This is a genomic window from Vibrio sp. 1562 (assembly GCF_033340155.1).
GTDB lineage: Bacteria > Pseudomonadota > Gammaproteobacteria > Enterobacterales > Vibrionaceae > Vibrio > Vibrio alginolyticus.
This window is the reverse complement of the sequence record NZ_JAWOVY010000002.1, coordinates 130577-156245: the sequence shown is the minus strand read 5'-3', so window position 1 is coordinate 156245 and position 25669 is coordinate 130577. Positions and strand designations below refer to the sequence as shown.

The 25669-nt window shown below is 46.2% G+C and carries 17 protein-coding genes; 11 read left to right on the top strand and 6 right to left on the bottom strand.

The genetic code is table 11. The features are described 5' to 3' along the window. Positions 1–61 precede the first annotated feature (61 nt). A complete protein-coding gene (locus tag R7Z49_RS02470) occupies positions 62–811 on the bottom strand; it encodes an HpcH/HpaI aldolase family protein (protein ID WP_005383427.1) in 750 nt (249 codons plus the stop codon). 289 nt (positions 812–1100) lie between these two features. Between R7Z49_RS02470 and hisD the strand changes: the two genes are divergently transcribed. Genes hisD through R7Z49_RS02450 form a run of 4 tightly spaced genes read left to right on the top strand, consistent with a single transcriptional unit; the run spans position 1101 to position 4896 of the window. After that, the gene (hisD, locus tag R7Z49_RS02465) at positions 1101–2393 is read left to right on the top strand and encodes a histidinol dehydrogenase (protein ID WP_005374756.1); all 1293 of its coding nucleotides are present in this window, start codon (positions 1101–1103) and stop codon (positions 2391–2393) included. 1 nt (position 2394) lies between these two features. Then, complete coding sequence (locus R7Z49_RS02460) at positions 2395–3129, top strand: SDR family NAD(P)-dependent oxidoreductase (RefSeq protein ID WP_005383422.1); 735 nt, start codon at positions 2395–2397, stop codon at positions 3127–3129. Between the two features lie 47 nt (positions 3130–3176). Then, complete coding sequence (locus R7Z49_RS02455; protein ID WP_005374765.1) at positions 3177–4181, top strand: cupin; 1005 nt, start codon at positions 3177–3179, stop codon at positions 4179–4181. Position 4182: 1 nt separating this feature from the next. Next, on the top strand, positions 4183–4896 hold the full coding sequence (locus R7Z49_RS02450; RefSeq protein WP_005383420.1) for an alpha/beta fold hydrolase: 714 nt from the start codon (positions 4183–4185) through the stop codon (positions 4894–4896). Between the two features lie 69 nt (positions 4897–4965). Here the strand turns inward: R7Z49_RS02450 and R7Z49_RS02445 are convergent, their stop codons facing one another. The 3 genes from R7Z49_RS02445 to R7Z49_RS02435 form a co-directional block, all read right to left on the bottom strand. Then, positions 4966–6051, bottom strand: a complete 1086-nt coding sequence (locus R7Z49_RS02445) for a porin (RefSeq protein ID WP_017634480.1) — start codon at positions 6049–6051, stop codon at positions 4966–4968. A gap of 177 nt (positions 6052–6228) precedes the next feature. Then, positions 6229–7245 (bottom strand): nuclear transport factor 2 family protein, encoded by a 1017-nt coding sequence (locus R7Z49_RS02440; protein ID WP_005374772.1) that lies wholly within the window; start codon positions 7243–7245, stop codon positions 6229–6231. 101 nt (positions 7246–7346) lie between these two features. After that, positions 7347–8642 (bottom strand): MFS transporter, encoded by a 1296-nt coding sequence (locus tag R7Z49_RS02435; RefSeq protein ID WP_149191701.1) that lies wholly within the window; start codon positions 8640–8642, stop codon positions 7347–7349. Positions 8643–8980: 338 nt separating this feature from the next. Between R7Z49_RS02435 and R7Z49_RS02430 the strand changes: the two genes are divergently transcribed. Both R7Z49_RS02430 and R7Z49_RS02425 read left to right on the top strand, forming a co-directional pair. Continuing rightward, positions 8981–10522, top strand: a complete 1542-nt coding sequence (locus R7Z49_RS02430) for a sodium:solute symporter (protein WP_149191702.1) — start codon at positions 8981–8983, stop codon at positions 10520–10522. An 11-nt stretch (positions 10523–10533) separates the two neighbouring features. Further along, on the top strand, positions 10534–11904 hold the full coding sequence (locus R7Z49_RS02425; RefSeq protein ID WP_149191703.1) for an L-serine ammonia-lyase: 1371 nt from the start codon (positions 10534–10536) through the stop codon (positions 11902–11904). Positions 11905–11982: 78 nt separating this feature from the next. Here the strand turns inward: R7Z49_RS02425 and glgX are convergent, their stop codons facing one another. After that, positions 11983–13974: a glycogen debranching protein GlgX gene (glgX, locus tag R7Z49_RS02420; protein ID WP_065275519.1), complete on the bottom strand. Its 1992-nt coding sequence runs from the start codon at positions 13972–13974 to the stop codon at positions 11983–11985. A gap of 446 nt (positions 13975–14420) precedes the next feature. Here glgX and R7Z49_RS02415 point away from each other — a divergent pair, with 446 nt between their 5' ends. The 5 genes from R7Z49_RS02415 to R7Z49_RS02395 all read left to right on the top strand — a co-directional run bounded on the left by R7Z49_RS02415 (position 14421) and on the right by R7Z49_RS02395 (position 21109). Beyond that, positions 14421–15692, top strand: a complete 1272-nt coding sequence (locus R7Z49_RS02415; protein ID WP_005374784.1) for a maltoporin — start codon at positions 14421–14423, stop codon at positions 15690–15692. Positions 15693–15793: 101 nt separating this feature from the next. Further along, positions 15794–16603, top strand: a complete 810-nt coding sequence (locus R7Z49_RS02410) for a MalM family protein (RefSeq protein ID WP_005374786.1) — start codon at positions 15794–15796, stop codon at positions 16601–16603. 317 nt (positions 16604–16920) lie between these two features. Then, entirely contained in the window at positions 16921–17427 is a 507-nt protein-coding gene (locus tag R7Z49_RS02405; RefSeq protein WP_005374788.1) for a hypothetical protein, read from the top strand. A 120-nt stretch (positions 17428–17547) separates the two neighbouring features. After that, on the top strand, positions 17548–19161 hold the full coding sequence (locus R7Z49_RS02400) for an alpha-amylase family glycosyl hydrolase (RefSeq protein ID WP_132936240.1): 1614 nt from the start codon (positions 17548–17550) through the stop codon (positions 19159–19161). A 331-nt stretch (positions 19162–19492) separates the two neighbouring features. After that, on the top strand, positions 19493–21109 hold the full coding sequence (locus R7Z49_RS02395) for an endonuclease (RefSeq protein WP_186585596.1): 1617 nt from the start codon (positions 19493–19495) through the stop codon (positions 21107–21109). 99 nt (positions 21110–21208) lie between these two features. Here the strand turns inward: R7Z49_RS02395 and pulA are convergent, their stop codons facing one another. Next, entirely contained in the window at positions 21209–25198 is a 3990-nt protein-coding gene (gene pulA, locus R7Z49_RS02390) for a pullulanase-type alpha-1,6-glucosidase (protein WP_132936242.1), read from the bottom strand. Between the last annotated feature and the right edge of the window lie 471 nt (positions 25199–25669).

Genomic DNA, 25669 nt, shown 5'->3' with positions numbered 1-25669 from the left:
GGGCTAGGGGATTTCTGTGTCTAGAGCATTACATTGATAAGGCGTAAATATCAGAGAAAACTCAAGAATTCATCACATTTCTCTCTTGTTTGAAGCCATCAATGATCATTTTGTGTTCAGACCCAACACAAAAGAAGCTAACGCCGAGTTCACGCCATTCCCGAGCTTGTTGAGCCGTCGCGACAAACATGCCAACAGGTTTATTGGCGGCTCTGGCCGCTTCGATTACTCGCATACTTGCTTGTGCGACTTTCTCATCATGAACGCTATCAGCACCATAAGCGACAGTGAGATCAACTTGGCCAATGAAGAGCGCATCAATACCTTCAACATTGGCAATCGCTTCAACATTTTCGACCCCTTGAGGGTCTTCAATTTGTGCAATGACAATCGTATTCGCACGGCTGTCTTTTAAGTGTTCAACCATGGGTTTAGTGGCGTATTGCGCTGTTCGACTGGAACCAGCATACCCTCGGCCACCTTCGCCGTAATGGCAGATTTTCGCCAGTTGCGTCGCTTGCTCAGCAGTACAAACATGGGGAATTTGTACACCCGCCGCGCCACAGTCAAGCGCGTTCAAAATGGTTGAAGGGGCGCTGTCTTGTACTCGTACCACGCACGCGAGGTCATTCGCTCTGGCCGCCATGATGCACAGATCAAGCGAGGAACGATCGAAAGGTGCGTGCTCTGCATCCAGTACCACAAAAGGCAACTCTGCCAGTGCCAATACCTCGATAATGTGAGGATGAGGGGTTTTAACAAATGTACCTAATAGCGTTTCTTTAGTCAGACGTTGCTTAAAATTGCTCATGATTATCTCCTTTGCAAAGGTATGCAAAAACTAACACGGAGAAATGTAAATGATGAGTAAAAATGATGTGATCTAAAACTCATTTTTGATTGAAAATTAAACTCAATCAAGGTCCTTATTACTTTCTTTTATTTATTTTAATTAATTAATACAAAGGCTTAAAGATAGTTTTTGTGTTTTGTTGACTTAACTTGTCAAATGTTAATTAAGTGTTTAATCTGATTTTGCATTCGTATCCAAAAGTATAAAAGTAACCGTTCGTCAGCCTCAATGTTCAAGGAGAAACCCAATGGCACGCATTTTAAAAAACGGAATCACTGAAGAAGCATCAGCATCAAACGACGCAAAAGTGCGTCAGATTGTTGAAAACATTCTTGCTGATATTGAATCGAAAGGTGATAGCGCTGTACGTGAGTTGTCTGAAAAGTTTGATAACTGGTCGCCGGAGCAATTCCGCCTGTCAGAAGAGCAAATCCAAGCCTGTGTGGATGCGCTTGATGAATCGACTCGTCATGATATCGAGTTCGCTCAGCAACAAGTTCGAAACTTTGCTCAAATTCAACGTGACTCAATGAAAGACGTCGAAGTAGAAACCATGCCTGGTGTGGTACTGGGGCATAAAAATATTCCAGTAAACAGCGTGGGTTGTTACATCCCTGGTGGAAAATACCCATTGGTTGCATCCGCTCACATGAGTGTACTGACGGCGAAAGTCGCGGGCGTAAAACGTGTTATTGCTTGTGCACCTCCGTTTAATGGCCAACCGAATGTGGCGATTGTCGCTGCGATGGCAATGGCGGGTGCGGATGAAATCTACTGCTTCGGTGGTGTTCAAGCGGTAGGAGCTATGGCATTGGGCACGGAGACTATTGCGCCAGTCGATATGATTGTAGGGCCGGGTAACGCATTTGTAGCAGAGGCAAAACGTCAGTTGTTTGGTCGCGTTGGTATCGATTTGTTTGCAGGCCCAACGGAAACCCTAGTCATTGCCGATGAGAAAGGTTGTGACCCAGAATTAGCAGCGGCAGATTTGCTTGGTCAGGCTGAGCATGGTTACAACTCTCCCGCTGTATTGTTGACCAATAGCGAAACATTTGCGCAAGAAACCATCAAAGAAATTGAACGTCAGTTAACCATTCTTCCAACGGCTGAAGTCGCGGGTAAAGCGTGGGCAGATTACGGACAAGTGATTGTGTGTGATAGCTACGAAGAAATGGTGGAAGTGGCAGACGATATCGCTTCTGAGCACGTTCAAGTGATGACGGAAGATCCTAAATACTTCCTAGATAACATGACCAACTACGGTGCCTTGTTCCTAGGTCGTGAAACCAACGTTTCTTACGGCGATAAATGTATTGGTACCAACCATACACTGCCAACGAAGAAAGCGGCGCGATACACCGGTGGTCTTTGGGTAGGTAAATTTATCAAGACCTGTACTTACCAGCGTGTAACGGAAGCTGCGTCGCTCAAAGTTGGTGAGTACTGCTCTCGCTTGTGTGCACTCGAAGGTTTTGCTGGCCACAAAGAGCAAGCGGATATTCGTGTGCGCCGTTACAAAGGCAAAGTGGAAGAGGCGTAATATGTCGAAACTTGCCTTAGTCACAGGCGGCAGTGGCGGACTGGGTGCCGCCATTTGTCGCAAGCTAGCTGAGTCGGGATATCGCGTAATTCTGACTTACAACAGTAATCAGAAAGCGGCCGAGGATGTGCTTTCCTCGCTGCCACGTAACGAGCATCTAGCATTCAAATTGAACGTGGCAGATTCTAGTGCGATTGAACAGCTTAAACATCAAGTCAGTGAAATAAGCGACAAGCTGGATCTGTTGGTCAACTGTGCGGGGATGACGAAATTCGTCGCGCACTCTGATTTGCAAAGTTTAGATGACCAGCTGTTTGACCAAATTTTCCAAGTGAACGTCCGTGCGCCTTTTGCCATGGTTCGAGCGTTTGAGCCTTGGCTTAAGCAAGCCAATGGTTGTGTGGTGAACATTACTTCTATCGCGGCACAGACTGCGATGGGGAGCAACATTGCTTACTGTGCAAGTAAATCTGCCGCGGAGAACATGACCCGTTCTTTAGCTCGCGCTCTGTCTCCCGAGGTTCGCGTTTTGGCTGTTGCTCCAGGGCTTGTCGACACTGAGTTTGTCAAAGGCTTGGATGACGCATGGCGTAATCAACAAGAACAATCCACACCGCTTAAGCGTTTAGCCAATGATGAAGAAGTCGCTCAAGCCGTGTACGCCGCAGCAGACGTTTTGACCTTCTCGACAGGCAATACCATCGCGGTTGATGGTGGGCGACCTTTAGGTCTGTAACTAACAATTCAAAGGCTAGGTCCAAACAAGGACAACAAGGATTTACAATGACTCTACAATCTAAAATGAATAATAACCTGGTCCGCTACATGGAACTGATTCCGGGTACGAGTGCGTTTATTGATGCGCGCACGCCAGGCAGTGATCTCAAAGATAACTTTTGCATTATCGGTGCTGGGGTGGCAGAGAGCAGTCGTCAGCATGTTCATATTCGCGATACGGCGGGCTTTAACATTGGTGCCGCAGGCCAACCGCCGGGCATCAAAAATTCGTTGCACTCTCATCGTACCGCCGAGCTTTTCTTGGTGTTCAAAGGTCAGTTCCGTTTTTATTGGGGGAACGATGGAGAGCATGAGGCGGTGTTGTCTCACGGTGACGTCATCTCGATTCCAACCAATCTCTTCCGTGGATTTGAAGTGGTTGGCCGCGATTACGGCTTTATGTTCTCGGTACTTGGCGGCGACGATTCAGGTGGCGGCGTTATTTGGCATCCAAACGTTATTAAAGACAGTCAAGGTTATGGTTTATACCTCAAAGCCGATGGCACACTCGTGGACACCATTAATGGCGACCCGGTGCCACAAGAATCAGAATTGATGCCGCTGCTTACCGAAGAAGAGCTCGCGACCTTCGATACCTACACCGCAGAAGAGATGATGCCATTTGTCGCTCTGCAAAAAGATTATCGTGAAATCAAAGGCGATTTCGGCGGAAGCAACGTGAAACAATACGCCTTAACGGGTCATCCTTTGGCGAGTTATGACTTCCAAGTAAAGAGTGAAGATGAAGTGAGCATCATGGCTTATGAGCTTTCTGAAGGTGGCTCGATTCCTCAACACTGCCGAGAAGAAAAACAAGTGCTTATCAACTTTGATGGCGATACTGAAGTGGTCCTCACGCATCAAGGCGAACAAGCGAGTGTTGTTTTAACGCGCGGTGATGTGCTGAATGTTCCAGAAGGTGCGTCTTATTCACTGACGAACTTGCGTGGTAATAGTTTGACGTATTGCATTCTTGGGTCTGATCAACCAAAGCCGCTGGCAGGAGAATAAAATGACGCAACCCACCTTGTTAGTTTGGCTACCCGGACTACTTTGTGATGGCACATTGTTTGAGGAAGTCAACCGAGCGTTGCCAAGTTGGGTTGAGCCTTCATGCCCGACGCTGGCCTCATTGCCGTCAATGGAACAGCTGGCGCAGAAAGTGTTGCAAGACGCACCGCAGGAGTTTGTCTTGGGTGGCTTATCAATGGGTGGGATTCTTGCCTTTGAGGTGTACCGTCAAGCGCCAAACAGAGTCAAAGGCTTGATCCTCATGGATACCAATGCAGCAGATGAAAAGCCAGAGGTGACACAAAAGCGTGATGCACTGGTTAGCCGTGCGTTAAGTGGTGAGTTTGAACGCATTACGCCTGACACTCTGATGCCTGTGCTGATTCATCCAAGCCGTTTGCAAGACAAAGCGTTAACTGAGCGTATAGAAGGCATGGCGGTCAATGTAGGTTTGGAGGCATTTGAAGCACATGCTAAAGCGTTAGCAACTCGCCCGGATGCTCGACCTTTATTGGCGGACATTCAAGCTCCTACGTTGGTGATAACAGGTAAAGAAGATAAGCTTTGTCCGCTAGACAATCATCTGCTCATGGAGAGATGCATCCCAAACGTCACGCTTCATGTTATCCCTGAGTGTGGGCATCTATCTACGCTTGAGCAGCCTTTAATTATTAGTGAAGTGATGACTACTTGGCTTCAAGATAACTTTGCTTAGTGTTGATAAGAACTTCATCACTCACCACCTTAAGGTTACTTGGGTATAGGTGGTGAGCGATGAGTATTATCAGAAGTAGTAGCGAATACCTGCCGCGAATTGATCATCACGGTTTTCGAATTTGCTGCCATCGTACTGATCTTTACCTAGGTCGAACTGGTATTCAGTCCAAACTAGGAATTTGTTCTTCTGGAAGTGGTATTCAAGACCAGGAATCAGCAAGTTACGCTCATAACCTTGTGTCTCGTCACCGCGATCTTCCATGTAGTTGTAGTTCAACGTTGGGCGTAGGCCGTTGTCGAAGTGGTAGTAAGTGTAGATTTCGCCACCTAGGGTATCGAACATCACGTCCGTACCGCCTTGACTCACTGCTTCCCAGTTTTCGCCAACGTGGAAAGTCGCACCCGCGTAGAAGCCACCGTTGCTGTAGTTCGCGCCCAATAGCATGATGCGCATGTTGTCGCCGTTTTCTACGCCAACCACGCTTGCGTCTAGATCCGCAACTTCATTTTGATGGTAAGCCGCACCCAGTGTTACGCCATCAACCGGTTTGTAAGTGATCGACGCACCCATGCCGTTTTTCAATGAGGCTGTCGCATTGCTTGCTAGAGCAACATCTTCACGCGTGGTTTGGTAAGTAAAGCCGTAGCTCACTTTTTCATTGATTGAATTACGGTACGTGATTGAGTTTTCTGCACGACCAGCACCGGATGCGATACCCCAGTCAGCTAGATTGTAAACACCTGAGCCACGAGTACCGAATACACGACCTAAATCGGTGTACCATGCTACGTCGTAGAAGGTAGACCACTGCTTAGTACCCGCAGCAATCTTGCCGTATTTTTCGTGATCAACACCTGCGTATAGCAAGCGGTCGTAAATGTTGTCGCCGTTCGCGCCAGAGTTGTAGCCCCATTCCGCGTGACCGAAACCAGTCCAGCCGTTATCCAGACCCATTTGGCCTTTCAAACCGAAACGTGAGCTGCCGCTGTTCCATTCGCCGTTGTCATCACCGCCACGGTCTTGGTAGCGAAGATCGAAACGGCCATCGATGGTTAGGCTGTCGCCAGCGTCATTAACAAAAGTGTGTGCAGCAAAGGCTGAGCTAGAAGTAAGCGCTGCTAAAATCACTGCAGAAAGGGTCGACTTTTTCATCATCAATCTCATTATTCAGGGCGCAGAAAGCCACCGTGCGTTCATGCCCGTTTTGAATAAGGGTTCTATCTTGAGGTTGTGCCCCATCCTTGAGGCACGAGTTGGGAGCATGTCACCTGAACCGAGAGGGGATTCAGGCAACATAAAGGCGTGTTGACAATCCGCCCCTAGGACTTCTTATAGAGAAGGGTTTAGGATCTGTTGAGTACGCTCGAACACGTCTAGACCTTGCTGTTTTAGCCAGTAAGGAAGGTCGATCAGTACCCAGTTCTCAGATAGCTTGTCGCCGTCACGGTAGTAAACGTCAACCACTTGCATGTCTGCACGTACTTCACCACCTGTCATACCTAGGAAACCACCGATTGGCGTGTTAGATAGGTTTGGCCAGCCGAAGAAACAAGAGAAGTTACCTTCTGCGAAACGACATACGTGGCCGTTAAACTTCTTGTCTTTCAGGTTGTTACGGAACGGCAATTGGTGCTGCTGTTGGTAACGAGGAATTGTGTAAGACGCACCGATACCACATGGACCGTACCAGATCATGTCTTTAGACCAGCTCTTCTCAAGAACTTCTGGTGGGCAACCCATAGCGCCGCTGTCGTTCAGTGCAGATAGGTCATCAACCATCTTGTTCACTAGTGCTAGTGTTGCTACGCCTTCTTCTGGTGCTGCGTCTTCGAACAGTAGACCGTCGTGGTTACGAGGACCAGGGTATACGAAGTGCTTACCTGTTGATGGTGGTAGTGGGTAACAACCCGCTTGGTCCATTGCGCCTAGAAGGTCTAGGAATAGGCCAGTCTTAGTGATCTTGCCGTTTTCAACACAGTTAAATTCTGCGTAACGGATGTTCATGATTTTGCCAGTTGGGCGCATGCCTAGGTATTCAGCGTCGAATAGACCCATGAAGTGACCCATGCTCATTACCCAGATTTCACCTGATGTTACTTCGTTCTCACCACCGATGAAGATGTCTTGACGACGCTGCATGCGAGTCATTGATTTCATCAAAGGAGCCCAGAAAACGTCAGCCGCTGCTTGAGCGCCTTGTTGCTCACGGAATGGGTAAACACCACGCCATAGGTAATCTTCTGAAGTGTGTGCTTTTAGTACTTCTGCCACGTTCTCGTGAGTTGCGTTTTCCATTGCGCTGAAGTATTCACGTACAACGCGTTTCGCTTCTTGATATTTAGACATAATAAACTCTCTTATTTGCTGTCGAGTCGGCTTTGGGAACAGGACTCGAAATTAAGTTTTTTCATCCGGCCGGGGAGCCAGCCGGAGTTTTTGAAATTCAGTTACGCTTTTGCTGCTTCGGCTTTTTTGCTCTTATCGAACACGCCGCCTTTTAGTGTCTCTGGCAGTGATAGCCATAGAAGACCAGCAAGGATCCATACGATTGGTGAACCCCACATTGCGGTTTGTAGGTCGGTACGCTCTTGGATGAAGATAAGTACCATTGGTGCCCACATACCGAGGATACGACCGCCGTGGAATAGCGCCGCGCCGTAGCTACGTAGGTGTGCTGGGAACAGTTCTGAGAAGTAACCACCCCATACCGCAGAAGAAGACAGACCGAAGTTGTAAATCAGACCAAGTAGAGCCAGCATGTTTAGGCCGCCAATCACCATGTCGCCAGGTGCAACAAAGAAGATTGAAACCATGATGCCCGCTAGGATGAAGCCAAACGCGTTCACCTTACGACCGAATTTGTCAGCTACCCAACCCCAGAACCACGCACCAAACAGTGAACCAAATGCTGAGATAGAGAAGATGAGACCGATGGTTGCACCGTCGAACATACGTACATCACGTAGGTAAGTGGTTACGAAGCCACCAAAGAATTGGAAACCGTAGAAGTTAAGGCCAGCCAGTAATAGACACGTTAATGTGATCTTACGGTAAGGCTTACTTAGCATTTCGCCCCAAGAGCCTCTTTTCGCTGGTGCATTTGATTCTTCTACTTTTGCTTGCTCTTCTTCACCGTAAGCGATCACTTTGCTGTCGCTAGGTAGTACAAAGATCATGACCACAGCGGCTGCCAATGGTGGGATACCACCTACAAGCATTAGGCTTTCCCATGGAGCATCAATGCTTGCAATAAATGCTGCATACGCACCCATTACCATCAGTGCTACAGAGAACATAGAAGACGCGAATGCCGTCAACTTACCACGTACCGTTGGCGTAAATAGGCCGATCATTAGGCTTACTGCCACGGTGAAGTAACCACCCAGTGACAAACCAATGATGAAACGCATTGCTGCCCACGTTGTGTAGTCGGTGAACATCATATTGATGATCGTTGCGCCACCGTTTAGGGCTGTGATGGTAATAAGAGTGGATTTCTTACCAAATTTTGTTGCGAACCAAGCACAGCTCAATGCACCGATAAGTGCACCAACCGACTGCCATGTATAGAACTGGGCAGTGTCTGACAGGCTAATACCATCATACGCTTCAACGATGTATGGGCGTACGTAGTCAATAATTACAAAGTTATAACAATAGAAAAAGTAACCAACCAGTATCGCTAGATAGGCTGCTACCCTTTGAATCATAGGAACTTCGCTCATGTGTCTTTTGGCATTCATGACCGATAAACCTCTATTTCACTTAGGATTTGTTGCTATTCAAACTTAATGAACACGATCTTATTTGGATCATCTTCGATTTCGTGTCGGGGTGAATCATAGTTTTTTTAAGGTTATTAGATCCGTGATCAAAATCAATTTTAAAATGAATGCGTACCCATTTTGTGGGTTTTAGTGACAAGGATCTCACTAATCGGCGTTTTTGGCGATTTTGAATACATTTTCGCCTATATTGGTGATAATAATCACACTTACAGTGGGATTGTCGTTCAAAAATGCCTTTTTACAGTAATATCTGGGCATAATAATTAGCTACCCAGAATTAGGAAAACCTTAAAATGGTTACGTACTCAAGTTTTGTGGTGATTGCGTTATATGTAGCAATTACCATACTAATCAGCTATTTAGTGAATAAGCGCTACAGCAATGGTGGCGACTTTTCCACGGGTGGAAAGCAATTTGGCTGGTTTACGGCGGGTGTTTCGATACTTGCGACTTACATTAGTGCGATGACGTTTGTAGGGATGCCTGGTTGGGTTTATAGCTCTGGCATGGAAGCGATGAGTATTCACCTTAACTATCCCATCGTTATCTTTTTCACTGTCATTTTCTTTGTGCCTGTCTTCTATAAGCTGGGCTTGACTTCGATTTATGAATACCTTGAGCACCGCTTTGGGGTGTATGCAAGAACCATCAACTCGATTGTGTTCATTGTGGTTCAATGTATCTCTGCGGGTGTGATTTTGTATGCCGTGGCGCTGATCTTAGTGCAAGTTCTGCCTATCAGTATTTCTGAAGCCATTATCTACATCAGTATTTTCACCGCTTGCTATACCTATGCGGGCGGGATTTCCACGGTTATCTGGACCGATATGTTGCAATCTGCAGTATTGGTAGCGGGCAGCATCGCCATCTTTGCCATTCTAATGACAGAGATTAATGCGGCAGATTACCTTTCTCGTGATCACCTGAATATCATCAACTTAGACTTTGATTTGGGCGTAGATACCACACTCTGGGCTGGCGTGGTTGCCGTGAGCTTTTTGCATTTGAGTGTGTACGGCACCAACCAATTGATCATCCAACGCACGTTAGCGACGAGATGTGAAAAGACGGCGCAGAAGTCGATGCTGTTGTGTGGTTACGGTGCGTTTTTCGTGTACTTGTTCTTCGCGGTACTCGGTGTTCTTTTGAGTGTTTTCTATCAAGATCAATCGTTTGAAAACAGCAATGAAGTGATTTTGGATTTCGTCTTCAACCACACTAACCCAATCGTCGTTGGTTTGATCATTTCCGCGTTGGCGGCGGCCGCAATGTCGACGCTGGACTCGACCTACAACTCGATGGCGACCGTCGCGACGTTCGATATCTACAAGCGTTTCGTTCGCAAAAATGCCGATGATGAGCACTACGAAAAAGTCGCAAGAAAGATGAGTTTGCTTGCTGCGGCCATGGTGGTAGTGCCAGCTCTTCTCGCGGTATCGAATGAATCGGTACTCAAAACCATCGCTAGTCTGACTTCTATCTTCGTTGGTATCCGCTTGGGGTCATTCGTGCTTGGTTTATTCTGGTCGAAAGCCAACGAAAAAGGCGTGATCGTTGGCAGTATCATGAGTGTGATTGCGGTGTTTACTGCAATGTATCTCGACGTGGCTTGGCCGTGGTTCGCGCCAATTGGTACGTTTGTCTTCCTTTTGTTTGGTGTGTTAGTGAGTCGTCGTTGGGGCGCTGTGACTGCCGAGCAACAAATCTTTATCAATAATCAAAAACATCTTTTTGCAAAGCCAACCGCAAGCCATTACGGGCTGTTGGTGTTCGCTGTGGCGACCATCGCTGCTTGTATGGTTCTCCCTGATTGGCTTTATGCTGCATTGTCGTAATAGGTAAGTTTATGCTGTCCATCTTTGATATTTACAAGATTGGTGTGGGCCCTTCTAGCTCTCACACCAATGGTCCAATGATCGCGGGTTACCACTTCACTCGTTTGATTGAATCGAACTTGGCAAAAGTGGTTCGTATTCAAGTCGATTTATACGGTTCACTTTCGTTAACAGGGATTGGTCACCATACAGACCGTGCAACGATTTTGGGTCTGTTGGGTAACAAACCAGATACCATCAAAATCGCTTCTGCAAACAAAGCGATGCGCAAGGCGATTGAAGAGGGCATGATGTCTGTCGATGGCCGTCATGAAATCGAATTCAACTACAAAACGGACATGTTGTTCCATGAAGAGAATCTTCCTCTGCATGAAAATGGCATGACGATTACTGCGTTAGATGCGCATGGCAATCAGGTTGGGTTTGAAACTTACTACTCTATCGGTGGTGGTTTCATCGCAACGGCGGATGAACTGCAAAATGGCAGTGCGACTTCACCCGTAGACGTTGAGTTCCCATTCTCCAGCGCGGACGAAATGTTGGCACAGGCTGAGAAGAACGGCATGAGCCTCGGCGGCATGATTCTGAAAAACGAACAAGCGTTTCAGGAAATGGAAGCCATCAATCAACGCGCAGAACAGATCTGGCGTGTGATGACGCGTTGCATGGAGCGTGGTTTCGAAACAGAGGGCATCTTGGATGGCGGCTTGAACGTGACCCGCCGTGCGCCAAACTTGCTGAAAAAGCTTGAAGCAAATGCAGCAATCGAAAACGATCCAATGGAAATCATGGATTGGATTAACCTGTTTGCTTTTGCTGTGAGTGAAGAAAACGCGGCTGGTGGACAAGTCGTAACGTCGCCAACTAATGGTGCGGCGGGTGTGATTCCGGCGGTATTGATGTACTACCATCGCTTCATCAAAGAGCTTGATACTAAACAGCTTAAAGACTTCCTTGCTGTGTCCGGTGCGATTGGCATTTTGTACAAAACTAATGCGTCTATTTCGGGTGCCGAAGTAGGTTGTCAGGGCGAAGTCGGTGTTTCTTCTTCTATGGCGGCAGCTGGCTTGACCGCGCTGCGTGGTGGTAGTAATGAGCAAATTTGTATTGCGGCCGAGATCGCCATGGAGCACTCACTAGGCATGACTTGTGACCCAATTGGTGGCTTAGTGCAAGTACCGTGTATTGAGCGTAATGCAATGGGTGCAATGAAAGCGATCAATGCATCTCGCATGGCACTAAAGCGTAATAGTAAATGTTTGATCTCGTTGGATAAGGTGATTGAAACCATGTACCAAACGGGCAAGGACATGAACAAGAAATACCGCGAGACGTCACAGGGTGGGTTAGCTTTGATTCACCTAGCGCCGCCTTGCGAATAATGAGTTAGGCACATCTAACCAACAAAAAAGCCGAAGCACTGAGATGCATCGGCTTTCCTTTTTTGGAACGTTTATAATTTAGCTATGCGTTTGCTCACCTTTTGGTGTGCTTTGGTTTGGTTGATAGTGCAAAATCACCATCGAGGTGGGTGACAGCAAGACTTCGCCTTCAGCATGTCCTGGGTTGAGGTTACGTACGTTTGTATCACAGATCGTCACCCATTCTTGCTTTCGCTCATTGGGGAGCTTAAAGCGCGCTGTGGCGTTAGTTTGGTTGATGAGGTAGACCAACTCTTGTCCTTCTTTACCGATACCAAGGTGAAGTGCGACAGAGCTTAAACGGTTCCAATCATCGTGCTCCATTAAGCGACCGTCTGTTCGGCGCCAGAAAATGCGGTTGTTATTGCGGTTTTCGCCACTGAAAGCTCGGATAAATGGCACCATGTATTGATTTCGGTTGGCGACCATTTGTGACATCCATGCTTTGAAATGTTGCTTACGTTCTGTCTCTTCCCAGTTCAGCCAACTGGTTTCGTTGTCTTGGCAATAGGCATTATTGTTACCGCCTTGGGTGTGAGACAGAACATCAGCAGTGAGAATGTGTGGGATACCGAAGGCAAACAGCAAGCTAGCAATAAGGTTGCGTTTTTGCTTCTCACGCGTGGCGATGATCATCAGATTTTCTGTCTCGCCTTCAACACCGTAGTTTTCTGAACGATTGTCACCGTGACCGTCGCGATTTTCTTCGCCATTGGCTTCGTTATGTTTGTGCTTGTAAGACACTAAATCTTGCAGTGTGAAGCCATCGTGATACGTGATGTAATTTACGGTGAGTTTGTATGGCCAGTTCGCTGCACTGTAAATGTCACGAGAGCCCATTAATCGAGTGGCAAACTCTTTTAAATAGCCTTGATCACCGCGCCAAAAACTGCGGGAAATATCACGCAGTTTGTCATTACATTCGTTCCAACCAAATGGAAAGTTACCCACTTGGTAGCCATTTGGACCAATATCCCAAGGTTCGGCAATCAATTTGGTTTCACGCAAAATTGGGTCTTGCGCAACGGCTTTAAAGAAAGCTGCTTCTGGGTTGTAATCATCGCCCTGTCGACCTAACGTTGCAGCCAAGTCAAAACGGAAGCCATCGACTTTAAATTCGCTAACCCAGTAGCGCAATGTATCCATCACAAGGTTTAAGGCTGGTTGGTAGGTGAGATCCACTGTATTTCCGCAGCCAGTGTAATTGGCGAAGTGGTTGCCATGTTTGATGTAAAAACAGGAATCGAGGGCCTTCAGGTTGAAGATTGTAGGCCCTTCACCACCTTCAGCAGTGTGGTTGTAAACCACGTCGAGAATCACCTCAATGCCGTTTTTATGCAATTCGCGAATTGTTGTTTTTAATTCCGTAACGGCGTCTTGTTCTGCGTAGCGCGGATCGGGCACCATAAAGAGATAAGGGTTGTATCCCCAATAATTGACCTTTTCCATCTCTAGTAGGTGAGGCTCATGCATGCATGCTGCGACAGGTAGCAATTGCAGCGTGTTGATGTTTTGCTGTTTGTAAAAGGCCAGCATTTCAGGTGATGCAAGACCTAAATAGCGCCCCCTCAGCTTGTCCTCAACCTCTGGGTGGCGTTGGGTAATCCCTTTGACGTGCGTCTCAAACAACACCATCTCTTCTCTGGGTATACGCGGGTGATCCGTGTTTTGCCAGTCAAAATCATCTTCGATAACGACGCACTTCGGCATATCGAAACTTTTGGCTGGAGAGTAGGGAGGATGATAGTGGAGGGCTTTATCTATTGATTTTGCGTACGGATCAGAAATTAACAGTGGCTCGTCCTTGTGGGAGACAAGATAACCGTATTTTTGCCCCGGCTTAATATCTGGAATAAAAGTATGACGTATGCCAGCGTATTCATTCGGTAAACCGCGAAGCTCGTAGCTGCCATCGTCTGCAAACAATGCCAGTTGAATGTCTTTTACGCCCGGAGCATGAATAGAGAAGTTACAGCCTTCTTTATTCAATGTTGCGCCCAGGGGGTAGGGGCGAGAGAGAAGTCGTGTCATCGGAGATACTTTATTTAATATTTATTGCTACCTTTAGGAAACTATAAGTTAAAAACTTTGTCTTACTAAGGTCAACCACCCTAAATATAAAAATATTCGTGTAATTTAATTACTTTATGTGACGGCTTAGAGTCAAAAATATGAAATGGCTATCACTTTGTAGCGGCTCAAAACCGAACAAACTTACTAATTCCTCCCTAGATTGGTGATCTGACTCGAAAAAACACCATTCGGTAAATTTTCTACTCCCTTCTCATCCCCCTTAAATTAGTTTAGGGCGGAGGAAGTCATCCTTGTACGCCTCGGGTAATCTCACAACTGTTGAAACAAACGGGGATTCGTTCCCATCTTACCTCTCTTTCTTTAGGTGTGTTTTTACTGCCTATATTCACCTAAAAGAGTGAGCAGGGAAGACAGAATTATAAATACCCTTAATGGAGTTAAGAATGAAAAAAGTAAGTGCAATTGCTGCTGCTGTAGCTGCAACTTTAGCTGCTGGTTCTGCATTCGCAGTGGATTTCCACGGTTACATGCGTGCTGGCGTTGGCGTGAACGCTGACGGTGGTCAACAATTAACATTCGAAAAGAACAAGATCGGTCGTCTAGGTAATGAAAGCGATATCTACGGCGAGATTCAACTAGGTAAAGAAGTTTACAACAACAACGGCAAAACGTTCTACGTAGACTCTATGGTTGCAATGACTTCTAATGGTTCAAACGACTGGGAAAGCACTTCTGCTAACTGTGGTTTGGATAACGGCGAAGTGAAATGTGTTGACGATGCACAATTCGCACTACGTCAATTCAACGTTCAAGCTAAAGGCCTACTAAACTTTGCTCCAGAAGCAACACTTTGGGCTGGTAAGCGCTACTACCAACGTCACGACATTCATATCTCTGACTTCTACTACTGGAATATCTCTGGCGCGGGCGCTGGTGTTGAAGGTATCGAAGCTGGTCCAGGTAAAGTTTCTTTCGCTTGGGTTCGTAATGACCGTGGCGATATCGCAGACCCAGGCAACGATGGTGGCGCAACAAACGTAAACACTCTAGACGTACGTTACGCAGGTCTTCCTCTATGGGACAACGGCTCTCTAGAAATGGGCTTGAACTACGCAATTCTTAACGAAACTGACGCTGCGCCAAACGGCACTAAAGATGCGAAAAACGGCGTAATGTTCACAGCAGAATTGACTCAAGGTCTAGACGCTGGTTTCAACAAAACAGTGCTTCAGTACGGTACTGAAGGTTACTCAAAAACAATGGCATTCTACGGCGACGGTAGCTGGTACGGCGCAGAAGCTGACAACGGTGCATCTGGTTACCGCCTAATCAACTGGGGTGTAATCGGCATGGGCGACAGCTGGGAAATGGGTCACCAGTTAGTGTACGGTGTTGGTGAAGACATGTGGGCTGGCCAAGACAAGTGGGAAACAATGTCTGTTGTTGTTCGTCCAATGTACAAATGGGATGACAACCACAAAACTATCTTCGAAGCTGGTTACGCTATCGACGATAACGACGGCGAAGAAAACAAATACGGTAAGCTAACTGTTGCTCAAGCATGGTCTGCTGGCTCTAGCTTCTGGGCTCGTCCTGAAATCCGTGTTTACGCTTCTTACCTAACGGCTGACAAAGAAGACAACTCAAACACATTTGACAACGGTCGTTCAGACGATACGTTCCAATTCGGTGTACAAGCTGAAGCTTGGTGGTAATCATCTAACCACTAAGTCCTAAATTGTCCTAGAATGATACAGCCAGAACTTATCTGGCTGTATTTATTTAAAAAAACAATAAAGAGTCGAGGTAGACAGTAATGAAAAAATGGCTTGCTCCCGTACTGCTGGGCATGTTGGCTACTGGTTGTGCGTCTGTAGAACAAGTAGAGATGAGTCCAAAAGGTCAGCAACAAGTGATCACGCAATCGGGTGATATTCAATGGGTACCGCTTAACGTGCCTGTGGTTACTGAATTCGCTTTGACTGATAAAAGCCAAATGTTGTTGGATGGTAACAGTGCTGGCGCTATTGCAGCGTTTGCTCTTCCAGGTAACCGTGGCAGTCTCGATATCAAATTAGAGACATTCGTAAGTAAAGAACTTCAATTTTATGCTCCTAATGTCGCAGTGATGAACTCGGCAGGAGAAACCATTTACCAAGCAGATTTTTCAAAGTTTAAGTATGAACCAGCAAAACTGTTGGACAACGATAAATTCGTACTTGATCTCAATGTGATTCCAGACATGACAGGTAACGATCTGCATGTGTTGGTTTACACGACTTCCGCCGATCTAAAAGGAAGTACACAAGTTTTACACCCTGCAAAAGCCTTCGCCATGGCGCGTCACACTCAGCCGCCAGATATTGCAGACCCTCTAGCGAAACATAGCCCACTCGGTCAGTTCCGCTTTTCGGTATCCGCGAATGATATTGTGAATACTAAGATTGTTGCGAAAAACGATAACATTCCCCAAGGTACGGACCTTACTAGCTACTACTACAGCTCAATTGAAGCGGCAGTCGCAGCGAATGATATTCCGAAAGCGCTCACTTTGCTTGATGAAGCAAAAGAACTGGGTATCGAAGGTGCGCAACAAGTGTTTGTGAAAGCCGTAAATAGAAAATAATCAGATAAAAAAAGGTCAGCGAAATGCTGACCTTTTTCATAGAAAATAAACTAATAAAAATACCCCTACATAGAGTTACCTTATTCACATAATTATTTTTATTACTTTGTTTTTTATATAGGTTGGATCAATAATTAATGGCAGTTCCTAATTTATTTTTTGTACTTAGGAAATAAACAAACTTCTCGAAGTGATTTAAATTCGCAATCTGACGATATTTATTTGGCGTTTGATATTTCCATTTTAATAACGATTAATATTTCTTTTAACCGTTGAGTTTATTTTGCTTTGGATATACTAAAAAGGAATTACGTGAAATGAACATGATGAAGACCTCTCTTGCTGCTGCCCTACTTGTTGCCTTAGTAGGTTGTCAATCGACGGCAGAACCAGAAGCGGCCGCAGAGCCTGTTGTTAATATGTCTCAAGACGAAGTGGTTGCTTTCATGAAAGCGTGTGACAACCCAGATAGTACAGCGAAAGGACCTATTTCTAAACCACTATTTGTGGTGGGTACTTTTGCGGATTCCGATTGGAAACACGTGCCTCAGCGTCAATACACCTACAAAGGGAATAATTTCTACCAAGCCGTGGTTCAAGAAAAAGTAGGCTCCTACAAAATGCAGTATGCGACCGAGTTGTGGTTCCCACAATTTACCGCAAAAGGTAATAGAATGAACGTTGGTGAATTAACACCATTAACATTTGGTGGTTACGGTACGGATACTTCGGTTGATATTAAAGAAGATGGTAAATATGTATGGAGTCTTCAGTTTGAAGGAAAAGGCAAACCTGTTCATGTCATGGTAAATAAGTGCCAATAATATTCAATTCAATTATTTAAAATCTATTTTTATTTATTAATCCCTGCATGAAACACATGTCGGGGTTAATTTTATTACTCAAATTTCCGTAGTTTATTTGAGTAAGTTAGGGAGAATAAAATGCGTAATATCCTACGTAACCATCGCCTGTCTCGATCGTTGCTTGCGTTAAGTGTGATTGGTGCTTTATCTGCGTGTAATTCTTCTGGTGGTGGCGACACTAATAGCAGCACTCCGCTACCGGATACCAGTTATGCTTGCCAAGCCAATGTCATGGCGCAAAGTAACCAACTTCGTACTTATCAAATCATGGTAGAGAGTTTTGTGGATGGTGATGCGAGCATTGGTCACGGTACAGGTTATGGCACCAGCCATCATAACGGCGATTTGCAAGGAGTGATTGATTCACTCGATTACATCCAAGATTTAGGGATGAACGCGATTTGGTTGACGCCAGTTTTTGAATCGGAAGCGATAGCAGGACAAGATCATTGGGCGGATCGTTTGGACGCCACCGGCTATTTTGCGACAGATTACTTTAAAATCGACCCCAAATTTGGTGACTTAGCGACCGCGAAAACTTTAGTCGAAGAAGCACACAAACGCGGTCTGTACGTATTTTTTGATGGCGTATTTGGCCACCATAAGAATGGTTTGATCAAACCCTCGCCTTCCGGCTTGTTGCCTTCAGGCTCAAGCAATCCCGTGGATTACCCAGCCAGTCTCGATTTCTACAAAGAGGTGGCGACGTATTGGATCAAAGAACTCAAGATTGACGGCTGGCGTTTAGATCAAGCCTATCAAGTTCCGACAGACGCTTGGACACAACTTCGTAAAGCCGTCGATGAAGCCTCACAAAGTGTGACGTACACCAATAGCAAAGGCGAACAAGTGAATCCGTTGGGCTATATGGTGGCAGAGATTTGGAAAGGGGAGTCTGAGATCGCGAATGAGGCGTATGGATCGAACAGCGATCCAGCATTGTGCTCTGCGTTTGACTTCCCTATGCGATATCGCATCGTTGAAACTTTGGCCGTGAATGAGAGCGGCGTGGGTGGTCGCGGTGCGGATTGGTTAGACAACGGCTACAGCACACACAACCAATATCCAACACATGCGCAGCCGAATTTGATGATCGGCAACCATGATTTAGTGCGCTTTGGTGACTTGTTACAGCGCGGAAACTTGGCGGATGTGAATGATGCAGAATATTGGTTACGCCATAAAGCCGCGTTTGCTTTCCAAGCGGCGTACACCGGGCCAATCACGTTGTACTACGGTGATGAAATCGGGGATCAAGTGGATGGTTTTGCCGCAAAAGAAGACAACAGCACCTGCGCCATTCAAGGTTTGTGCGATGATCACGTTGCGCGCAGTAGTGCGAAAATTGAAGGCGTGACGGCGACGCTTGATGCAAACCAAGCCGATCTCAAATCTTATGTGACATCGCTGATGACAATGCGCGATGCGCATCCTGCACTTTATCAAGGGTCACGCACGAATTTAGTTGCGAGTAACGGCAGTTATGTGGACTTGAAACAATCTGGTTCGGACAAAGTCTTGTTTGCGCTAAATACCTTAGAGAGCGCTAGAAGCGTCACTCTTACTCAGGAGAGTGTTGGTACTGGTGAGTTGGTGGATTTGCTCACGAATGAAAAAATTACTCCGAGTAATGGTCAATATCAGATTCTGATGTCGCCACTACAAGGAAGATTCTTTGCGGTAAAACCTTAAGGAATTATCCAGAATTGATGCTCACCAGTTGAGCTGACTACAAGTTTTCTTATAAACAAGCCAAGTGTTGTTGCTGACCCCCATAGGCGCACACTTGGCTTTTTTCTGTCTGTTTTACTTTTCCCTTAATGGTTTTACGACGATGTAGCCAACAAGTTGCTTCGCTTTTTGTATTGGCATTTGTTTTCAGCAGATGGATATTTGTGAGATAAGCTGCACATTAAAAAGTAAATTAACACTTGTGCAACGTAAAAATGTGATTGAAGGATTACTTATGCCCCACTAATATGTTTATCGTGTTTGGGATTTATATAACTAATGGAAAAGTATAATGAAATCCATAACAAACTCCCTCTGTCTCCTTGCTGCTGTTAGCTCTCCGTTTGCATATAGCCAAATTATCAACGGTGACTTTGAGCAGTGGAATGGCAATGTACCTACGCAGTGGTCAGAGATTGACGCGGGCATTACAGTGTCGCCAAGCAGCGAGCAAATCAAATCGGGTGGTCTGGCTGCCCAGGTCGTCGTGAATACAGGTACCCAAAGCAACACCGACTTTTTGCAAACCATTAATGTGGAGCAAGGGAAAACCTATCCGTTTTCTGTCTCGGTTTATCATACCGAAGGAAATGTAAAAGCACGTCTGGTGGTTGATGGTTATCACAATTACTCGAACCCACAACAGATAAACCAGTGGCAAGAGCTCGCGCACAACTACACAGCGAGCTCGAACAAGACCATCAACGTCGGTTTGCGTTTTTACGATGAAGCCAGTTTTGATGGCTCAGAAGCTGTCTACGTCGATAATTTTCAACCGACCGAGACAAGTACACAACCTCCTGTAGAAAATTGTAGTGATCATGAGGTGGTTCTTACACTCACGACGGACAACTATGGCTCAGAAACTAGCTGGGAGTTGAAAAATAGCCAAGCGCAAGTGCTTTTCTCTGGTCAGGGGTATGAGTCGTCAACCTCTGTAGATAAGACCATGTGTTTGGCCGATGGTAACTACCAATTTACGATTCAAGACAGCTATGGCGACGGCATTTGCTGTGGCAATGGTTCGGGGTCTTACGCGTTGAAGGTGGGAGATAAGACTCTTGCTTCTGGCGCTGAATTCTCGAAAAGTGAAACCACCGATTTTAACTTAGGTGACACAACGACGACCCCACCAGTGGTTGATGGTTACTATCAAGCGGCATCTGGTAAGACGGGATACGCTCTAAAAACAGCGTTGTTTAACATTATCAATAATCACTCTAGCCGAGGTTATTCTGCGGTGTGGACCTTGGTAAAAGATGCCGATATTGATCGTTATTATGAAAATGATGGCTCTATTCTCGATATGTACTCTGAAAAGCCATCTGCTAGCGATACAGTAAGCTTTACCAAAGTCACAGACCAATGTGGCCAATACAAAACGGAAGGGGATTGCTACAACCGTGAGCACTCTTTTCCGAAAAGCTGGTTTGGCGGTAAGGTTGAGCCGATGAACTCAGACGGTCATCACTTGTTTGCAACTGATGGTTATGTAAACGCGAAGCGCAGTAATTGGCCATTTGGTGAAGTGGGCACCGCGACCTACGTGTCTAGTAATGGCTCTAAACTTGGCCAAGCAAGCACTAATCTGGGCTACTCCGGTACGGTGTTTGAGCCGATTGATGAGTTTAAGGGCGACTTCGCCCGTGCTTATTTCTACATGGCAACCCGCTATGAAAATGTTGTAGGTAACTGGGAAGGCAATTCAAGCAATGCGGATGCTGTCCTTGATGGTTCAAGTTCAACGGTTTTTGAACCTTGGATGTTAAACATGCTGAAACGTTGGCACAAAAATGATCCCGTTAGTGAAAAAGAACGAAATCGGAATCAACAAGTGTTTGATTTTCAGGGCAATCGTAATCCATTCATTGATCATCCTGAGTTTGTTGAACAGATTTGGGGAAACTAACACCTTTTTGATTTTGGTATCCACCATTTAGTGACGCCAACAAAACAAAGGGGAAGCGTGATGCTTCCCCTTTTTCATTACGGATGTTTTTAAATGAAATTAGTTTTTCGTTACCGTCACGATTGGCGCCGACTTGTCAGCCGCGTTGAAGTGGAAGTTGTAATTTCCTGCTTCTGCAATCGCAATTTTCAGGTTTGCACTACCGCCACCGACTTCCATCGTTAGCGCTTTACCAAGCTCAACACTGCCTTCGCCACCGAAGTTGGTGTCTGCTGCCCAGTCTGCGCTCGCAACTTTCATTTCGTAGTTGCCCGCCGCTAGGTCAATGTCTAGCGAATAAACGTCATTTGCAACATAGCTGAACTTCGCTGTTGAGTCTTGTGCTGGAGCATCCCATGTAGTGATAGTGCCACGTAAGTAAAGTGCTGTTTCACCGAATGTTGGTGCATCTGCTGATTTGGTCACTGACACGACCGGTTTTTCTACGCTTTCATCTTGAACATGCAGCGCGTTCAGAGTGAAGTTGTACTTACCTGTTTCAGCAACAGACAGCTTACAGTTACCTTCTGAACCTAAGTCTAGTGAACCAGAAGCTATATTCGCAGCATCACAACCGATGTTTGGATTTGCCCAACCAGAGTCCGCGAATTTGAACTCGTGTTCACCAGCTTCAAGAACGCCAGTTACAGAGTACATACCGTTGCCAATAAAGGTCATCGCCCAATCACTGCTATCAGACCACTCGTTCATCGTGCCTTTCACGTAAACAACGGTTTCGCCGTAAGGAGGAATGCTCGATACGTCTTTGTTATCCGTGTTTACTGGTAGGCCAGCACCTTGTGCGCCGTTTTGTGGCTGCACGAATACCGCTGTTGTCAGTGCTGGTACTGTGAACGTTTCATTGGTGAAGCTTGCACCTTTGACGATGTCATCCGCAGAGTTTTGTTGAACTTCATGCAGTTCGAAACCAGTTGCGCCAGCAACTTTGAAAGATTTCTCAGTTGATGTTGAGTTCACAACGGCCACGACAGCATCGTAGTTCGAATCTAAATCGGCACCCGCTGATGTACCATCGTCGATAGACATCACAATCAAGCCTTCCACTTGGTCTTTCCCTACGTTGCGGAAGTCCACACGGTTCATCACTTCTTGCGCGGTATCTAGGCGGAACAGTTCGCTTGTGCTACGGATTTTTAGTAGCTCTAGGAATTGTTGCTTAGTCAGCTCGATGTCGGTTGAATCTGGTTTCGCCGTGCTGTCACCAACGATGGTTTTGATCAGCTCCCAGTTTGCACCGTCTTTGTCTTCACGTGGTAGACCAACGTTCCAGTTATTGTCGCTTCCGTCGAAGAATACACGGTTGAACCAGTCACCAGAATCGTACGAGTCGCGCTGCATAGATTTAGAGCGCAATAGCTCAGAACCCATGTGGATAAATGGAATGCCTTGACCAAGCATCACCGTTGATAGGGACACAGACTGCATACGTGCACGCTCGGCAGATGAAGTGCCTGTCGCAATCTTGTAGGCGTTGTTATCCCACAATGTTTGGTTGTCGTGCTTAGACACGTAAGAGATGTTCTCTGATGGCACTTTTGTGTAGCCTGCAGGCGCACCATTGTAATCAACGTTCTTACCCAGTTTGGTTTCGCCTTTGTAATCAAGAAGGATGTAATCAGCCAAGTTACCAGCCATACCTAGACGAACCAGATCTTGGTTGTGTAAACGACCATTCACCGACTCTGCGTCAGTTTTGGTTTCTTCGTTAGGATAAGCGGCGTTACCAAAGCCTTGGTTAAAGCGAAGTGGGTGCTTACCTTCAGAATCTACACCGCCATCAAACGGGCTTCCGCCACGAACTGCGTCACGCAGACGATCAGAGAAAGTACCGATTTCTGTCCCCGCCATGTTGACTTGTGTCGCCTGATCGAAGCGAGCGTTTTGCGCGACTTCACCAAAGTCCCAACCTTCGCCGTAGAACAAGGTATTCGGGTCAATTTCACGGACTTTTTCAAGTGCGTAAACCATCACATCTTTCGGCTGGTGGCCCATAAGGTCAAAACGGAAACCATCGACTTTATAGTCATCCGCCCATACCATCAATGAGTCAACCATTAGTTTACCCATCATCAAGTTCTCGGTTGCGGTGTTATCACAACAGGTTGAGTTTTCGACGCCGCCAGTGTTGACGTTTAGGCGGTGGTAGTACCCAGGGACAATCTTATCCAGTACTGATTTTTCGTTCACACCAGATGCATTTGTGTGGTTGTACACGACGTCCATGACCAGTTTCAGATCCATTTTATGCGTCGCTTGAACCATTTCGCGGAACTCAAGAATACGCTTAGACCCGTTAGGAACGGTCGCATAACTGCCTTCTGGCACGGTGTAGTGGTAAGGGTCATAACCCCAGTTGAAGCTGTCTAGCATGCGAAGATCGTTCATCAACGCTTGTGCTTTGCCCGTTGTTGGGTCGTAGCTATTTAATACCTCTTCAATTACTTTGCCGTCATCTTCGGTCTCACAAATGGAGGCTTCTGGCTTGATGCCACAAAGTTTACCCACGGTGTCGGTGATATCGACTCGCTTGTCAGCGTCTTCATCCACGGTTGCAATATCAAACGCAGGCAGGATATGTAGCGTTGTTAGGCCAGCATCTTTTAAAGCTTGTAAGTGAGATACAGACTCACGCTCAGGTTCTGTAAGCGCCAGATATTTGCCATCAAGACTTGGTGTGCCTTTGCTGTCGTTAAAGCTGAAATCACGAATGTGTGACTCGTAAAGGACGTGGTCTTCGTCTTTTTTAACCGTTGGGCGTGCGTAGTTTTTCCAATCTTGAGGCATTAAGCTTGGATCATCTAAATCAACCACTTGCGAGTATCGTGAGTTCTTAGACAAGCTCATTGAATATGGGTCTGTTACCAAACGCGTTTCAACGACGCCAGTTGTTGGGTGGTATACCTTAACTTGGTAGCGATAATATTTGTTGACAACGTTGCTTTGTGCCTCAGAAACCCAGATACCTGTTGCTGGGTCTTCCGTCATGGCAACGGTCGCTTCTTCTGCTAAGTTTTCATCGTAGATTATCAGATCAACATCTTGGGCAGTTGGTGCCCATAGTTTGAAGGTTGCGGCACCGCCTTCCACAATCGCACCGAGTTCTTGACCGATCGCGTTACCTGCCTTGGAATCGGCAAACACCGCATCCAAAACGCCCGGTTTTTGCACTTCAGTTGCAGAAATGACGTCACCATTTGCGTTGTAAGCCACCATAACGATTTGTGACTTCAGGATCGTACGCAAGGTCGCGTCATCGACATCGATACCCGCAGCTTGAAGGCTAGCAAGGTGACGGAAGCGTGATTTCAGACCATCAGACAACTCACCAGCTTTTGTCAGCTCAACCGCTGTACCGCCAGAGATTTGCTTATCTTCATCCATTTTGATGTCATTGCTAAGGCTGTAGAACAGCTTCATGGAATCCGCACTGGTCGCCGCTTCCCATGCAATGGTGTTGGCGTCTAACCAATGGGCTTTTTGACCATCAATATCAACAGGGCGCTCTTCTATTGGCTCGTAGTAAAGTTCACTGCTGCCGTGGAAGCCAAACAAACCTTTCGATTCGCCGATTTTCGTCAACTCTACTTTTGAGTTTGCGCTGCCGAACGCTTTCTCATCACCCTTGTGCAGAATGAAGTTCATGCATTCGTGTGGGTCAGAGGCATCTGGGTTTATTTTCAGTACGTAGTAAGCACCGTAGGTGTCGTTGATGCCATCGAATGGGTGTGGCGCAGACCAATCCGTTCCTGTTCCCGGAATGCCCATTGCGTCTAAATCTGTGCTGGTACAGCCCTCACCGTTCCATAGGTGCAAGCCCCAACCTTCGTAGTCGCTTGCTGTTGAAGCTGATGCTACATCACGTTTGTAATAAATGACGACTTCGTTCTCTCCCGCAGGGTACAAGCCTGAGCCAGGGTTCGTCGTATCTTCGTTCGTGCTATCACTACCACAACCGCTGATTACCGCGACGGAAATCAAAGGCAGTACGGTTTTGGCAATTGTTGATAATTTAAATGTCTTATTGTCCACGTTTACAAATCCATTGTTATTGAATTGATATTGAGCTGCGCGCTGCCTTCGCTGACTCAATCATCAAGAAGGTTTTGCACACGCTAGAAAGGCAGATGCCAAAAAAGGAAATGTTCAATTAGATGCTAATACACTGAATCATCAGCAAAATGTGAGAGCAGGCTGTTAAGTTTTTTACAGGTGCAAATTTTCTGTCACAGTCGATTTTGTTCACAAATTAAATAATAAAACAGGCGCATAGTGAGAGATTCTGCACATCATTAAAATGTAAATTTTTATGGGATGAGTAAGGGGGGATGATAGGGGATGAGAATGTCTCAGCCCCAAAACCGTGATTAAGTTCTATAAAAATGAGGGCTATATTTTTCTTTTAAAAATAAGTTGCAGTGATGTTGAATAAAATACCGCCATTAAGTCTTCGCAAGCTTCAGATTTTCGCTAAGTGGTCGTTATATAATGAAGGTAGTCGGC